We start from the raw sequence: 14,053 nt of genomic DNA on the forward strand, positions 1-14,053 counted from the left end.
GCATTTGGCCTGGCGGCCCTCAATCGATGCGGATGAAGACGCCCTTGGTGTTGAGATATTCGCCAAGATGCTCGCCACCGCCCTCGCGGCCATACCCGCTCATCTTGTAGCCGCCGAAAGGCACCGCAGGGTCGATGGCGTGATAGGTGTTGACCCACACCGAACCGGCCTGCAGCCGGCGCGACAGCTGGTGCGCGGTGGCCAGGTCGCGCGTGAAGACACCGGCGGCCAGGCCATAGGGCGTGTCATTGGCGCGTCTGACCGCCTCGTCCAGCGTATCGAAAGGCAAGGCCGAAATGACCGGGCCGAATATCTCCTCGCGCGCGATGCGCATGGTGTCGGAAACGCCGGCAAAAACCGTCGGGGCGATGAAATTGCCGGCAGCCAGGGCGCCATGCGACAGCCTGGTGCCGCCGGTGACGAGCCGAGCGCCCTCCTCGGAGCCGGCACGCAGATAGCCCTCGACACGCTCGAGCTGGCGCGGCGAAATCAGCGGGCCGATTTCGGTCTCCGGGTCAATGCCATTGCCGATGCGCAAGCTTGCGGCATAAGCGGAAAGACGTTCGACGAACTCGTCATGGATCGAACGCGCGACGAACAGGCGCGAGCCGGCGATGCAGATCTGGCCGGAATTGGCGAAGACCGACATGGCGGCGACCGGCACCGCCCGCTCCAGGTCGGCATCGGCGCAGACGATGACCGGCGACTTGCCGCCGAGTTCGAGCGACACGCGCTTGAGATTGCCGGCCGAGGCCCGGACGATGCTCTGGCCGGTCAAGGTGGAGCCGGTGAAGACGATCTTGTCGACGCCCATGTGTTCTGCCAGCGGCGCGCCGGCTTCCGCTCCCGTGCCGGTGACAACATTGACGACACCGTCGGGCACCCCGGCCTCTGCCATCAGCTCGGCGATTAGCAGCGGCGTCAGCGGCGCTTCTTCCGAGGGCTTGAGCACGACGGTACAGCCTGTCGCCAGCGCCGGGCCGATCTTCCAGATCGACGCGGCGGTCGGTGCATTCCACGGGATGATCGCGCCGACGACGCCGACCGGCTCCTTGCGCGTGAACGAAACGATGTCACCGGGCAACGAGTTCTCGATGGTCTCGCCGTGCAGGGCGGTCGCCATACCGGCGTAGTAGCGCAGCATGCCAAGAACACGATTGGCATTACCCCGCGCCCTGGCGATCGGCAGCCCCATGTCGGTGGTGTCGGAGGTGCAGATCTCCTCCCAGTGGCGCTCGAACAAATTGGCAATGCGCAGCAGCAGCTTCTGCCGTTCATGCGGCTTGAAGCGGCTCCATGGTCCGACAAAGGCATTGCGTGCGGCGGCCACTGCGCGCTCGATATCCTGCCTGCCGCCACGCGGCACCGTGGCGATGATCTCGCCGGTGGCCGGGTTGCGCGTCTCGAAGGTCTGGCCGGAAGCCGCCTCCACCCATAAGCCGCCGATGAACATCGGCCGATGGCGGCCATCGATGGGCTGGCGGATGGGGACGATGGTCATGGCTATGCTCCTCGCCGGCGCAGCCGTGGCGTGGGCGCCATGGCCTGGTCAACGCGGCAAGGCTAGGCCGGAGAGGCCACGCCATTCAAGCCATTGCGATGAGGCCAGGAGCCGAACGTCAGGCGGTTGCCGTCCGTTCGAAGTCCCCGGTGGTGCGGTCCATGACCCACAACTCGCCCGCCGAGATGTCGAACCAGGCGCCGAAGATTTCCAGTCGGCCCTTCTGCTCGAGGATCTGGACGCACGGGAAGGTGCGCAGATTGGCGATCGAGTAGCGGATCGAGATGCGCTCGAGCGCGGTCTGCCGCTCGGACTTGGTCATCATCTCGTTGCCGGAGACGACTTCGGCCGCAGGCCCGACGAGGCTCATCCACTTGCCGATGAAATCGCCGGGCGAAAGCGGCGCGGCATTGGGGTCGAGGGCCGCGCGGATGCCGCCGCAGCGGCCGTGGCCCATCACGACGATGTTCTTGACCTTGAGCGCCTGCACGGCGAATTCGAGCGCCGCCGAAGTGGAATGGAACTCGCCATCCGGCGAATAGGGCGGCACGAGATTGGCGACGTTGCGCAGCACGAACAATTCGCCCGGGCCGGCATCGAAGATGGTTTCGGGCGCCGCACGGGAATCGCAACAGGCGATGACCAGCGTTTCAGGCGACTGGCCCTCGCGCGCCAGCGACTTGTAATGCTCGGTTTCGGCCGCGTAACGGCCCTTCATGAAGTTGCGATAACCGGTGAGCAGCGTATCAGGCAAATTCGACATGCAGTTGCCCATAAACGGAAATTGCCGTTGCGGCAAATGCAAATGAGCAACAGCTACTAAGTCTCCGACGTCTTGGACCCGTGCCCCTCCCGCCGCTCAACCGCGGAACGAAAAGCCAAGCGCTTTACCATGAACGAAGTTGGGCTATGCTGCGGTTCGAACCGCACCGGAAGCGCCTTGCCCAAGCAAGGCTCTCGCCTGCCCGCCGAGACCCGGCAGCTGACAACAAGCGCGGCACACTATCTGCAATACGGCAAGGAGAGTGAAATGCGCCTGCTCCTTTTCATCATTTTTGCTGCCGGCGTTCTGGCGGCGACAGGCGTCGGACCCGCGCCCGTCTCACCCGCACAAGCCCAGGAATGCTCGGGCGAAAACTGCCCGCAGCCAAGCGGCCAGGGCAGCGGCCGGGACTGCGAAAGCAAGAAGGAAAATACGGTCAGCTGACGGCGCGCCAGCCCGACAGGTCGACTCACGCTTCTTCCGCGGGGGCTCAGGACTTAAGTGGCCGCGCATCGCCGGCAGCGCTCGCTGCGCAATGCCGGTTGATTTTGCGTGCGCCGTTGTCGAGGATGCCCGTAGAGCCTCGCTGCCGACAACAGACCGGGCCAGAAGCTGTCGCATTGGAAATGAGCATGGACGGACACGTCGTCGATAACCCGGCCATGAGCCGATACGAACTTGCACTGGGTGACGAAGTGGCGGCGGCCTACTACCGGATCGAGGACAACCGCATCGTGCTCGTCCACACCGAGGTGCCGCAGGCGTTCGCGGGACAAGGCATCGGCTCCAGGCTTGCCAAGGGTGTGTTCGAAGCCATCAAATCCAGCGGCCGCAGGGCGATCGCCAAATGCCCCTTCATGGCGACCTATGCCAGCCGCCACCCGGAATACCTGGCGCTGCTGGATGGTTGACCTTCCAAACGCCACCGCCTTGCGGACCGAGGTTCGAGCAATCTCGAGCGTCGATGCGAGGCAGCGCTTCTGAGCCGTACTTTCCACCTTCGAGCTACATCCGGGACAGGCCACACATGATCAAGGGCATAGCACTTCTGCTGCTGTTTCAACTGCTGGGGGAAAGCATCGTCTTCACCACAGGGCTTCCCCTGCCCGGCCCGGTGGTTGGCCTGGTGCTGCTGTTCGTGGCGATGCAGGCATGCAAGATGCTCGGCCTCGGGCTGTTCGCCGAGGCGGAAACTGCGGCCGACGGCTTCCTTGCCAATCTCGGCCTGCTGTTCGTGCCGGCCGGCGTCGGCATCGTCGCACTTTGGAGCCAGTTGCAGAGCCAGGCTGGTGCGATCCTGATGGTGCTGGTGGCGTCCGCGGTTCTGACCCTTGCCATCACCGTGTGGACATTCGTCATCGTCCGCCGGTTCGTCGGACGGGAATAGCCTGATGAAGCATCCCATCGAACTCTGGGTCTACCTGTCCGCCTCGCCGCTGCTGTGGCTCACCCTGACCTTGTTTGCGTGGATATTGGCCACCACGATCTCGGTGCGCCTGAAGCGCCACCCACTGGCCAATCCGGTGCTGATCACCATCGCGGTGCTGTCGACGACGCTGTGGTTGTTCGACGTGCCCTACGAGACGTTTTTCGAAGGCGCCCAGTTCATCCATTTCCTGCTCGGCCCCGCCACCGTGGCCATCGCCATCCCGTTGTACCGCCAGTGGCAAAAGGTGCGGCAGGCGCTGATCCCGATGGCGGCGGCGCTGGTCGTCGGCTCCTTCTCCGCGGTGTTGTCGATCGTGCTGATGGGCAAATGGGTTGGTCTTTCCCAAGATGTGCTCGTCTCGTTCCTGCCCAAATCGGCCACGGCCGGCGTGGCCATGGCGATTTCATCGTCGCTGGGTGGGAATCCCTCGCTGACCGCCGTCCTGGTGGTGCTCACCGGCATCGTCGGCGCGCTTGTGGTGACACCGCTGATGAATGCGATGCGGATCAAGGACTATGCCGCGCGCGGCTTTGCGGTCGGGCTGACTTCGCACGGCATCGGCACGGCCCGCGCCTTCGACGTCGATGAGACTGCGGGACTGTTTGCCGGGATTGCGATGGCGCTGAACGCCATCGCAACGTCCCTGATCGTGCCGCTGCTGGTCAGGCTGGTGCTGTGATCAGCGAGGCGGTGGCTCTTCGCCGGGCGCCAGCGTCATGACGTCGGCCCATTCGGGATGCTTGCGATACTGCGCCCGCACATAGGGGCAAAGCGGCAGGATCTTGAACCCGTTCTTGCGCGCGTCCTCGACCAGGAACGTCACCAGGGCCGCGGCGGCACCGGTTCCACGCATCGTCTCGGGCGCGCCGGTGTGATCGGCGCTGATCAGCCCAGGGCCCCTCTTGGTGAAGGTGATTTCGGCTTCGCCGTCGACGCCGGCGATGCGGGCGACGTAGCGCCCGTGGCGCTGGCCGCGTTCTTCCCTGGAGATGTCGATTTCAGACATGTCTTTCCTCTGCTTTCACATCATGGAACCCGGACAAAAGCCGCTCCGGGATCAGGCCACCGGCTCGACCGACAGCATCCGTTCCATCTCGGAACGGCCGAAGGTGGCGCCGAAGATCGGCGTGCCGGTTCCGAAAGTGCGGCTGGCCGCGAGCGTACCGGCATCGACGGCATCGTAGCCAAGGCGGTCGACAAACGCTGCGACGATGCCGCGGGCCGCGGGATCGTTTCCGGCGATGGCCAGGGCGCGCCTGTCGGGATCACCGGCCGGACGCGCCTCCTCCTCGATCTCATGGTAGCCCATGTGATTGAAGCTACGCACCAGCAGCGCTGCCGACAAGAACTCCTGGACAACCTCGCTGCTCGACCGCACGCCCTCGAACTCGGCGATTGTCCCGTCGGTCGGGGCCCAGTAGTTCATGATGTCGACCACCACCTTGCCGGCCAGAAGCTCGGGCTTCAGGCTGCGATACTTCGACAAAGGCAGCGCCAGCAGCACGATGTCGCTTTCGGCGATCGCAGCCTCCGCCGTCACTGCCTTTGCCCCCGGAGCCATGATCTCCAGCAGCAGTTCGATCTCGGCGGGCGGCCGACCCGTTGCGACACGGACCTCGTAGCCGGCTCCTAGCGCCAGCCGAGCCAGCGCGGTGCCGACACGGCCGGCGCCGAGAATGCCGATGGCGGACGTCTCAGGCGACATTGGTCAACTCCTTGATCGGCTCGCTGGTGCCAAGTTCGGCATCTACGAGCGGCTTCACCTTGGTGCCGAGCAGCTCGATGGAGCGCAGGAACTCCCTGTGCGGCATCTGGCCGACATCGGTCTGGAAGAACTGCCTCATGTGGCCGAGGCTCTTGTGCAGGGTCACGATCCGCTCGGCGATCTCCTCGGGTCCACCGGCAAACAAGGCACCGGCACCGCTGGCCTCCTTGTCGAAATGGGCGCGCGGCGGCGGTGCGAAACCGCGGATCTTGCCGAGCTGTTCCATGACGCGGTGCCAGTGGGTCCAGAAGAACTCCTTGGCCTGTGCCGCATCCTCGCCAACGAAGCCGGGGCTGGCGACGGCGACCTTGATTTTCTCCTGCGCTATGCCGGCCTGTGCGGCAGCACGCCTGTAGAGATCGGCCAAGGGCGCGAACCGGTTGGCCTGCCCGCCAATGATGGCATAGGAGACCGGCAGGCCGAGCAGGCCGGCACGCACCGACGAATGCGGATTGCCGCCGGTGGCGAGCCAGATCGGCAGCGAACCGGCGTCAGGGCGCGGCACTACCAGCGCATCGTTCAGCGCCGGGCGGAACTTGCCGCTCCAGGTGATCGATTCGCTCTCGTTGATCTGGAGCAGCAGGTCGAGCTTTTCGGCATAGAGTTCGTCATAGTCGTTCAGGCTGTGGCCGAACAACGGAAAGGATTCGGTCGACGATCCGCGGCCCGCGGTGATTTCAGCGCGGCCGTTCGAGACTGCGTCGAGCGTGGCAAACTGCTGGTAGACGCGCACCGGATCATCGGTGCTGAGCACGGTGACCGCGCTGCCGAGCTTGATGTTCCTGGTCGTGGAGGCGGCCGCGCCCAGGATGACGGTCGCGGCAGAGGCCGGCATTTCGCGGGTGTGATGCTCGCCAATGCCGAAATAGTCCAGCCCCACCTGGTCGGCGAGCTGGATGGCTTCGAGCAGGTTGCGCGTGGCATCGGCGGTCGAGCCGAGCTTGCCGGTTGCGGCGTCGGCCTGCACATCGCCAAAGCTGTAGACACCCAGTTCCATGATCTTGTCTCCTTTGCCGGCAGCGCCCTTGTCGCTCGCCTTGCGAGTTAGTATATTTCCGTAACCTGGCCTAATATTGTTACTGGCCGGAAAGGCGCAAGGAGGCACATCGATGTTACCTGAACCGAGCGGCCTGCTGGAGATTTGCAGGCCTGTCCGCCACATTCTCGCCCGCGTCGGCGACAAATGGAGCGTGCTCATCGTCATGGCCCTGCGCGACGGCCCGCGCCGCTTCAACGAGATCAAGCGCGCCATCGGCACCATCTCGCAGCGCATGCTGACATTGACGCTCAAGGGCATGGAACGCGACGGGCTGGTGCGGCGCACGGTGACGCCGTCGAACCCGCCCCGCGCCGACTACGAACTCACCGAATTGGGGCATTCCCTGCGCGGACCGATCGAAGAGCTCGGACGCTGGGCGATCGACAACGAGAGGCGGATCACCCAGGCTCAATTGTGGTTCGACGGCCGCGACAAGGCCGCCTGACCTGGTTCCGGCAGGTGCGGCCGGCGACAAGCTCGCAGCGCGGAGCTCCCCGAAGCGTTCGACGCCAAAGGTCAGGAGCCGACCGGCATGTTCGCCAGATCGGTTTCGCCTGCGCACGCTCCAGCGCCGGCGACAATGCTCGTTAATTTGCGAAGAAAATGGCGCGCCCGAAAGGATTCGAACCTCTGACCCCCAGATTCGTAGTCTGGTGCTCTATCCAGCTGAGCTACGGGCGCGCAACAGGCCAAATGTTGAAAATGGCCGAGACGCTTCGGTCAATCGACCGCAGCGACCGGCGCTACCTAGCGGTTGGTTTTGCGAATTGCAAGCAGCCGCCGAGCTTTTTCTGGAAAGGCAACGCAGTTGTCCCGCCGCGCGGCCAGCGGGACAGAAAATCGAACTGCGTCTTGAACAGTTCCATCATTCTGAAATTCGGAAGAATGGCGCGCCCGAAAGGATTCGAACCTCTGACCCCCAGATTCGTAGTCTGGTGCTCTATCCAGCTGAGCTACGGGCGCGCGACAGGCCATGCGAATGGCCGAGACGCTTCGGTCAATCGACCGCGGCGATTGGCGCTACCTAACGGCTGGCATGACGAAATGCAAGCCGCTGCCGGCAAAGTTTTTTGACATCAGGCCGGCCGGCGCAAACTGTTGCGTGCCTCGTCGAGGCGGACCGGCTGATCGGGAATGGTGACGGCAAAGACGGTGCGGCCGCCGGTGCTCTCGACCAGTTCCAGCGAGCCGCCATGGGCGCGCACCAGCTCGTAGGCGATGGCGAGGCCAAGCCCGGTGCCTCCGCTGCGGGCAGAACCGCGGAAGGCGGCAAAGAGATTTTCGCGTGCCTTCTGCGGCAGCCCCGGACCGGTATCGGCGACCAGGATGCGGCTGACGCTGCCTTCGCGTTCGGCATAGACGGTGAGGCGATTGACGATGGCGCTGTCGGCCACGCCCGCCATGGCCTGGACGGCGTTGCGGCAGAGATTGGTCAGCACCCTGAACAGCTGGTCCGGGTCGGCATCGATCTCGAAGTCGGTATCGACCGCATTGAAGAATTCGATGCCCGAGTCAGACTCGAGGCCGAGCAGGCCATGCACGTCGTCGACCAGCTGGCTGAGCCGCAGGCGACGGCGCGCCGGCGGAAGTTCCTGGGCGCGGCCATAAGACAGCACGTTTTCGGTATAGGCGACTGCACGGTCGAGCGTCTTCAGCAGCTTCGGCGCAAAGGCCTGGACGGCCGGATCCTTGACCATGCGCAGGCGGTCCGACATCAGTTGCGCCGAGGCCAGTATATTGCGCATGTCATGGTTGATCTTCGACACCGCAAGGCCGAGGTCGGCGAGGTGCTTCTGTTCGTTCAACATCTTCTGCAGATGCATCTGCATCGCCGACAATTCGCGTTCGGCAACGCCGATCTCGTCGCCACGTGACCCGGCCGGAACGATGACACCTGCGGGGCTGTCGGGAGCATCGGAGAAGGTCAGCATCGAGCGCGTCATGGCGCGGATGGGGCCGATCATGATGCGGTCGATGGCTGCGTAGACCAGGGCTGCAGTACAGAGCGAAATCAACAGCGAGACGAAGACGATGTACCGCGCGTTGCCCAGCATGGCGCGATGCAGCCGGTAGTCGGGGATGACGAGCTCGAATTCCTTCTGGCTCTCGCCGACGGTTCCGAAGACCCGCAGCATGCGGTTGCCACCGAACAGCAACGTGTCGATCGCCGCCGGCATCGAGCTCAGCACGCCTGCCTTGGTGATGTCGATATGTTCGTCGACCTGGGGAGGCATGTCGGTAACGACGAGCAGCCTCGAGACGCCGCCATCGCGCACGGCGATCGCCTTGGCGCCGATCGCCATCAGCACGTCGTTCTGGGCGGCGCGCGACAACGACGTCGGATCGCCCTGCACCAGGATGGCCGCAACCGCGGCGGCCGTCGCCAGCCGCTCCTCCAGCCAGCGAAGCCGGTAGGAGGCGATCGAGGGCAGGAAGAACAGCACTTCGGCAAAAAGCACGAAGGCAATGGTCAAGAGCAGCAGCTTGGCCGAGAGGCCGCGCGAAAGCGGAACCGAACGGTCCGCTGGTTTTCCGGCATATGCGCCGGTATCGGCTGCTTCAGTCATTTTGGTCTTTGCTGCAAGTCCACCCTGGGAGCGTAGGTTCGGCCAATGGAAGCGCGAAACGCCTTGCATCCCGTCACGGCAAAGATAGGCTATTGCAGCGCAGTTGCAAATTCGGCAGTGCAAAAGACGGCCTGTAGCCATGTCGTGGACGGGCCGGTTGGCGGTCCCGGACGGGCTGCCGACAACCGGCGGTGGCAACGGCGCCGGCGGATTGACTTCACGGCACCTTCTTTCTATAAGCCCGCACACGCTCGGGACCCGCTTCCGTCGCGGTTTTTGATCGCGTCGAGGCAAGCCGAGCCAAGCTCCTGTTACAAAGTGACAGAATCAAGAAGGGCCGCACCCCGCGGTATTAAAACAAATGAAGCGTACCTATCAGCCTTCCAAACTCGTCCGTAAGCGCCGTCATGGTTTCCGTGCTCGCATGGCTACCAAGGGCGGTCGTGGCGTCGTCGCAGCTCGCCGCAATCGCGGCCGCAAGCGGCTCTCCGCCTAAGCCGTAGGCGGGGACCTTGCCCGCTGACGGCAAGCCAGAGGGGTCTGCTCCGCATGGACGCGGCCCCGAACGGCTTCTGAAAAGAAAACAGTTTCTGGCCGTCCGCCGCGGTGACAAGCGGCGCGGGCGGTTTTTTCTCGTCGAGGTCCTGGATCGCGACGACAAGGCCGGGCCGCGGGTCGGCTATACCGTCACCAAGAAGGTCGGCAATGCGGTTGTCCGCAATCGTGTCAAACGGCGCCTGCGGGAGGCCGTTCGTACACATGCCGCAGGTGACATGGCCGCCGGCAAAGACTATGTGATCGTCGGGCGCGAAGATGTGCTCACCGCCCCTTTCGGCCAGATAACGGCTGAACTTTCTCGGCGCATTCGCGGAACGCGATAAGGGCTTTCGATGGAAAACAACCGTAACTTCTTCATCACCATCGCCTTGTCGGTGCTGATCCTGACGCTCTGGCAGGTGTTCTACATGAACCCCCGCATCGAAACGCAGCGGGAAACCGCGCGGATCGAGGCCGAGCGCGTGGCGCAGGAGCAGAAGGCCGCGCAGCCTGCCGGCACGACGCCCGGCAGCGCCACCCCTGCCGCGCCGCAGGCCGGCATCCCCGGCGCGCCGACGACGCAGGCCGCCATTGCCGACCGCGCCCAGGCGATCTCCGGCTCGGGCCGCGTCGCCCTCGATACGCCGAGCCTGAAGGGTTCGATCAACCTGACCGGCGCGCGCATCGACGACATCAGCCTCAAGCACTACCGCGTGACGGTCGAGCCGAATTCGCCTGTCATCGAGCTGCTGAACCCGCAGGCGCTGCCCTCCGGCTTCTACGGCGAGATCGGCTTCGTCGGCAGCGAGGCGACCGGTGCCGTTCCGGGTCCCGACACGGTCTGGACCGCCGAAGGCAACCAGACGCTGACCCCGGCAACGCCGATCACGCTGACCTACACCAATGAAAAGGGCCTGACCTTCAAGCGCGCCATTGCGGTCGACGAGAACTACATGTTCACGGTGACCGATACGGTGACGAATGCCGGCAACGCCGACGTCGCGCTGTCCAACTACGGACGCCTGACCCGCTTCGACAAGCCGCTGCATGCCTCGACCTACGTACTGCACGAAGGCCTGATCGGCGTGACCGGCACCGAAGGCCTGCAGGAGATCAGCTACAGCACGATCGAGGACGACAAGCAGGTCCTGCCCGGCAAGTCGACCGACGGCTGGCTCGGCATCACCGACAAATACTGGGCCGCGACGCTGGTTCCCTCGGGCAAGCAGCCGTTCCAGCCGCGCTTCTCCTATTTCGACGACGGCCGCCCGCGCTACCAGGCCGACTACCTGACCGACCCGATCACGGTGGCGGCCGGCCAGTCGGCGACTGTCGAAACGCTGGTCTTCGCCGGCGCCAAGGAAGTGGCCAAGATCAACGCCTACGAGGCGGATCGCCAAATTCGTCAGTTCGAACTCCTGATCGACTGGGGCTGGTTCTACTTCATCACCAAGCCGATGTTCTGGCTGATCGACAACCTCTACAAGTTGCTCGGCAATTTCGGCCTGGCGATCCTCGCCACCACCGTCATCGTCAAGGCCATCTTCTTCCCGCTCGCCAACAAGTCGTACAAGTCGATGGCGAACATGAAGATGGTGCAGCCCAAGATGCTGGAAATCCGCGAGAAATACGCGGACGACAAGATGAAGCAGCAGCAGGCGATGATGGAGCTGTACAAGACCGAGAAGATCAATCCGCTGGCCGGCTGCTGGCCGGTGCTGATCCAGATCCCGGTTTTCTTCGCTCTCTACAAGGTGCTCTACGTCACCATCGAAATGCGCCACGCGCCGTTCTTCGGCTGGATCCACGATCTGGCGGCACCCGATCCGACCTCGATCTTCAACTTGTTCGGCCTGCTGCCATGGGGCGTGCCCGCCTTCCTGATGATCGGCGTCTGGCCGCTGATCATGGGCGTGACCATGTTCCTGCAGATGCGCATGAACCCGACGCCTCCGGATCCGACCCAGGCGATGATCTTCACCTGGATGCCGATCCTGTTCACCTTCATGCTGGCGTCGTTCCCGGCGGGCCTCGTCATCTACTGGGCGTGGAACAACTCGCTGTCGATCCTGCAGCAGGGCGTGATCATGAAGCGCCAGGGCGCCAAGATCGAGCTGTGGGACAACCTCGTGGCGCTGTTCAAGAAGAAACCGACACCGGCCGAATAGGCCGGAAAATCGAGATGAAAAGAAAAGGCCCTGGAATTTCCGGGGCCTTTTCTTTTCACCTGATATCGAAGCACTGAAACTCTTTCGGCAGGCGCTGCGTATCTCGAAGATACCTGCATGCGCCAGCTTGCGGGGTGGCGGTGTCTGACCTCCCCCCGGTCAGCAATGAACCGTCTCGGCAAGGCCGGGGTCCCGCTGTCCCTTGCGGGGCCCCGGTTGCGGCCCCAGCAATCGCAACCAAGAATTCAAGTATTCGCGCAATGATCGAATGAAGAAGGTCCGGCGCGGCGATGTCAGCGCGGCGGATCGCGCTATACTGTCACCCTATCCGCATCAATACGGACGCTGCGCCATGCCGGGACCGAACCCATCGATCAAGCACCCGATGCCGATGCACAAGCGCGTCGGCTTCCTGAAGCCCCTCGTCGACGCCGAAAACATCGAGGTCGGCGACTTCACCTACTACGACGATCCCGAGGGCCCCGACCTCTTCCAGACCAAATGCGTGCTGCATCACTACCCCTTCATCGGCGACAAGCTGATCATTGGAAAGTTCTGCGCCATCGCAGAAGGCGCGCGCTTCATCATGAACGGCGCCAACCACGCCATGTCCGGCTTTTCGACCTATCCATTCAACATCTTCGGCCATGGTTGGGAGGAAGGCTTCGACGTCGCCACCTGGCAGCAGGAGGTGCGTGGTGACACGGTTGTCGGCAACGACGTGTGGATCGGCATGGAAGCGGTGATCCTGCCGGGCGTCCATATTGGCCACGGCGCCATCATTGCAGCGAAATCGGTTGTCAGCAGGCACGTACCGCCTTATGCGATCGTAGCCGGCAATCCTTCGGTCGTGGTCAAGAAGCGTTTCGACGACAAGACCATCGAACGGCTGCTTTCGATTGCCTGGTGGGATTGGCCGGTGGACAAGATCGGCCGCAACCTCGACGCCATTCGCGGCTCCGATATTTCTCTGCTGGAGGCAGCGGTTTGAACGACCAGACAAGACCGGCAGCACCGGTGGATGCCGAGCTATTCAAGCGCCCGTGGATATTCATCCGCGGCGTGCCCGCCATGAAGTTCCTGCCGCCAGAGGGACCGCCCGAGATCGCCTTTGCCGGCCGCTCGAATGTCGGCAAGTCGTCGCTGATCAACGGCCTGGTCAGGCAGGGCGGGCTGGCGCGCACCTCGAACACGCCGGGGCGCACGCAGGAGCTCAATTATTTCGTGCCCGACGGCTATTCCGGCGAGGCAGGCGACCTGCCGCCGATGGCGCTGGTCGACATGCCGGGCTACGGCTATGCCCAGGCGCCGAAGGAACAGGTCGACGCCTGGACCAAACTGGTGTTCGACTATTTGCGCGGCCGGGTGACGCTCAAGCGCGTCTACCTGCTGATCGATTCCCGCCATGGCATCAAGAAGAACGACGAGGAGGTGCTGACCCTGCTCGACAAGGCGGCGATCTCCTACCAGATCATCCTGACCAAGACCGACAAGATCAAGGCTGCCGGCGTACCCCGGTTGATCGACGAGACGCTTCTCAAGATCAAGAAGCGGGCGGCGGCGTTCCCGGTCGTGCTCGCCACCTCTTCGGAAAAGAACGAAGGCATGGACGAACTGCGCGCGGCGATCGCGCTGGTGGTCAATGGCGGCTAAGCCATTGCCGGTCTGAAGCTCAGCGCCAGGCCGTTGATGCAGTGACGCTTGCCGGTCGGCGGCGGGCCGTCGTCGAAGATGTGGCCGAAATGGCCGCCACAGCGGCGGCAGTGCACTTCGGTGCGGGTCATCAACAGGGCACTGTCGACCTTGGTGCCGACGGCATTGGGCAGCGCCTCCCAGAAGCTCGGCCAGCCTGTCCCTGAGTCGTATTTTGTCTCGGAAGCGTAAGCGCCGAGATCGCATCCCGCGCAATGGAAAACACCCTTGCGGTGCTCCTGGCGCAGCGGGCTTGTCCATGGCCGCTCGGTGTCTTCCTGGCGCAGCACGGCGAACTGGGCGTCGGAAAGGACGGTGTGCCATTCCGAATCCGTCCTGGTGATCTCGAAGCTCTCGGCCAATGCCGGGCCGGCAATGGTCAATCGCCTGGAAATGACGAAGCCTCCAAAAACGGCGATCGCTGCGCTGCCCAACAGGAATGACCGGCGGTTCATGGCATTGCTCCTATCCGACCATAGGCCGGTGCCGCATCACGGCGAAATCAACTGGGCTTGAGGGCAAACGATGCGCCCCGCCGCGGCTTCAAGGCCGTTGCGGGGCGCATCGTCGATTGCACGAGCGTCAGCGAGCC

17 protein-coding genes and 2 tRNA genes are annotated in these 14,053 nt (G+C 63.8%); 10 read left to right on the plus strand and 9 right to left on the minus strand.

The window, feature by feature from the left end; genetic code table 11:
* Nucleotides 1-19 precede the first annotated feature (19 nt).
* Together CO731_RS25945 and CO731_RS25950 are read right to left on the minus strand one after the other, a co-directional pair.
* Nucleotides 20-1,501: an aldehyde dehydrogenase family protein gene (locus CO731_RS25945; RefSeq protein ID WP_108609472.1), complete on the minus strand. Its 1,482-nt coding sequence runs from the start codon at nucleotides 1,499-1,501 to the stop codon at nucleotides 20-22.
* 118 nt (nucleotides 1,502-1,619) lie between these two features.
* Entirely contained in the window at nucleotides 1,620-2,264 is a 645-nt protein-coding gene (locus CO731_RS25950) for a carbonic anhydrase (protein WP_108610064.1), read from the minus strand.
* 129 nt (nucleotides 2,265-2,393) lie between these two features.
* Between CO731_RS25950 and CO731_RS28900 the strand changes: the two genes are divergently transcribed.
* The 4 genes from CO731_RS28900 (at nucleotide 2,394) to CO731_RS25965 (ending at nucleotide 4,372) form a co-directional block, all read left to right on the plus strand.
* Nucleotides 2,394-2,708, plus strand: a complete 315-nt coding sequence (locus CO731_RS28900) for a hypothetical protein (protein ID WP_108609473.1) — start codon at nucleotides 2,394-2,396, stop codon at nucleotides 2,706-2,708.
* A gap of 188 nt (nucleotides 2,709-2,896) precedes the next feature.
* Nucleotides 2,897-3,175 (plus strand): GNAT family N-acetyltransferase, encoded by a 279-nt coding sequence (locus CO731_RS25955; protein WP_108609474.1) that lies wholly within the window; start codon nucleotides 2,897-2,899, stop codon nucleotides 3,173-3,175.
* Nucleotides 3,176-3,291: 116 nt separating this feature from the next.
* On the plus strand, nucleotides 3,292-3,651 hold the full coding sequence (locus CO731_RS25960; RefSeq protein WP_108609475.1) for a CidA/LrgA family protein: 360 nt from the start codon (nucleotides 3,292-3,294) through the stop codon (nucleotides 3,649-3,651).
* Nucleotides 3,652-3,655: 4 nt separating this feature from the next.
* Complete coding sequence (locus tag CO731_RS25965; RefSeq protein ID WP_108609476.1) at nucleotides 3,656-4,372, plus strand: LrgB family protein; 717 nt, start codon at nucleotides 3,656-3,658, stop codon at nucleotides 4,370-4,372.
* Here the strand turns inward: CO731_RS25965 and CO731_RS25970 are convergent, their stop codons facing one another.
* Genes CO731_RS25970 through CO731_RS25980 form a run of 3 tightly spaced genes read right to left on the minus strand, consistent with a single transcriptional unit; the run spans nucleotide 4,373 to nucleotide 6,455 of the window.
* Complete coding sequence (locus CO731_RS25970) at nucleotides 4,373-4,699, minus strand: GNAT family N-acetyltransferase (RefSeq protein ID WP_108609477.1); 327 nt, start codon at nucleotides 4,697-4,699, stop codon at nucleotides 4,373-4,375.
* A gap of 51 nt (nucleotides 4,700-4,750) precedes the next feature.
* The gene (locus tag CO731_RS25975) at nucleotides 4,751-5,398 is read right to left on the minus strand and encodes an NAD(P)-binding domain-containing protein (protein ID WP_108609478.1); all 648 of its coding nucleotides are present in this window, start codon (nucleotides 5,396-5,398) and stop codon (nucleotides 4,751-4,753) included.
* Nucleotides 5,388-6,455 carry an LLM class flavin-dependent oxidoreductase gene (locus CO731_RS25980; protein ID WP_108609479.1) on the minus strand — a complete coding sequence of 356 codons (1,068 nt, stop codon included), beginning with the start codon at nucleotides 6,453-6,455 and terminating at the stop codon, nucleotides 5,388-5,390. The genes CO731_RS25975 and CO731_RS25980 overlap by 11 nt, the downstream gene beginning before the upstream one ends.
* Nucleotides 6,456-6,567: 112 nt before the next feature.
* On the opposite strand from CO731_RS25980, the gene CO731_RS25985 reads away from it, so the two are divergent.
* Entirely contained in the window at nucleotides 6,568-6,942 is a 375-nt protein-coding gene (locus CO731_RS25985) for a helix-turn-helix domain-containing protein (RefSeq protein WP_108609480.1), read from the plus strand.
* 159 nt (nucleotides 6,943-7,101) lie between these two features.
* Here CO731_RS25985 and CO731_RS25990 read toward each other — a convergent pair.
* The 3 genes from CO731_RS25990 to CO731_RS26000 all read right to left on the minus strand — a co-directional run bounded on the left by CO731_RS25990 (nucleotide 7,102) and on the right by CO731_RS26000 (nucleotide 9,064).
* Nucleotides 7,102-7,178: transfer RNA gene (locus CO731_RS25990), tRNA-Arg, on the minus strand.
* A gap of 205 nt (nucleotides 7,179-7,383) precedes the next feature.
* Nucleotides 7,384-7,460: transfer RNA gene (locus CO731_RS25995), tRNA-Arg, on the minus strand.
* A gap of 113 nt (nucleotides 7,461-7,573) precedes the next feature.
* Nucleotides 7,574-9,064 carry a HAMP domain-containing sensor histidine kinase gene (locus tag CO731_RS26000; RefSeq protein WP_108609481.1) on the minus strand — a complete coding sequence of 497 codons (1,491 nt, stop codon included), beginning with the start codon at nucleotides 9,062-9,064 and terminating at the stop codon, nucleotides 7,574-7,576.
* A 361-nt stretch (nucleotides 9,065-9,425) separates the two neighbouring features.
* On the opposite strand from CO731_RS26000, the gene rpmH reads away from it, so the two are divergent.
* The 5 genes from rpmH to yihA all read left to right on the plus strand — a co-directional run bounded on the left by rpmH (nucleotide 9,426) and on the right by yihA (nucleotide 13,422).
* A complete protein-coding gene (gene rpmH / locus CO731_RS26005; RefSeq protein ID WP_008833937.1) occupies nucleotides 9,426-9,560 on the plus strand; it encodes a 50S ribosomal protein L34 in 135 nt (44 codons plus the stop codon).
* Between the two features lie 16 nt (nucleotides 9,561-9,576).
* A complete protein-coding gene (gene rnpA, locus CO731_RS26010) occupies nucleotides 9,577-9,945 on the plus strand; it encodes a ribonuclease P protein component (RefSeq protein ID WP_108609482.1) in 369 nt (122 codons plus the stop codon).
* Between the two features lie 9 nt (nucleotides 9,946-9,954).
* Nucleotides 9,955-11,769 carry a membrane protein insertase YidC gene (yidC, locus tag CO731_RS26015; protein WP_108609483.1) on the plus strand — a complete coding sequence of 605 codons (1,815 nt, stop codon included), beginning with the start codon at nucleotides 9,955-9,957 and terminating at the stop codon, nucleotides 11,767-11,769.
* A 352-nt stretch (nucleotides 11,770-12,121) separates the two neighbouring features.
* Complete coding sequence (locus CO731_RS26020; RefSeq protein ID WP_108610065.1) at nucleotides 12,122-12,760, plus strand: CatB-related O-acetyltransferase; 639 nt, start codon at nucleotides 12,122-12,124, stop codon at nucleotides 12,758-12,760.
* Nucleotides 12,757-13,422 (plus strand): ribosome biogenesis GTP-binding protein YihA/YsxC, encoded by a 666-nt coding sequence (gene yihA / locus CO731_RS26025; protein ID WP_183264115.1) that lies wholly within the window; start codon nucleotides 12,757-12,759, stop codon nucleotides 13,420-13,422. The genes CO731_RS26020 and yihA overlap by 4 nt, the downstream gene beginning before the upstream one ends.
* Here yihA and msrB read toward each other — a convergent pair.
* Nucleotides 13,419-13,916 (minus strand): peptide-methionine (R)-S-oxide reductase MsrB, encoded by a 498-nt coding sequence (msrB, locus tag CO731_RS26030; protein ID WP_108609484.1) that lies wholly within the window; start codon nucleotides 13,914-13,916, stop codon nucleotides 13,419-13,421. The genes yihA and msrB overlap by 4 nt on opposite strands.
* Nucleotides 13,917-14,053: the final 137 nt, after the last annotated feature.

It is taken from the genome of Aminobacter sp. MSH1 (assembly GCF_003071665.1).
In the GTDB taxonomy this organism is placed as follows: domain Bacteria; phylum Pseudomonadota; class Alphaproteobacteria; order Rhizobiales; family Rhizobiaceae; genus Aminobacter; species Aminobacter niigataensis.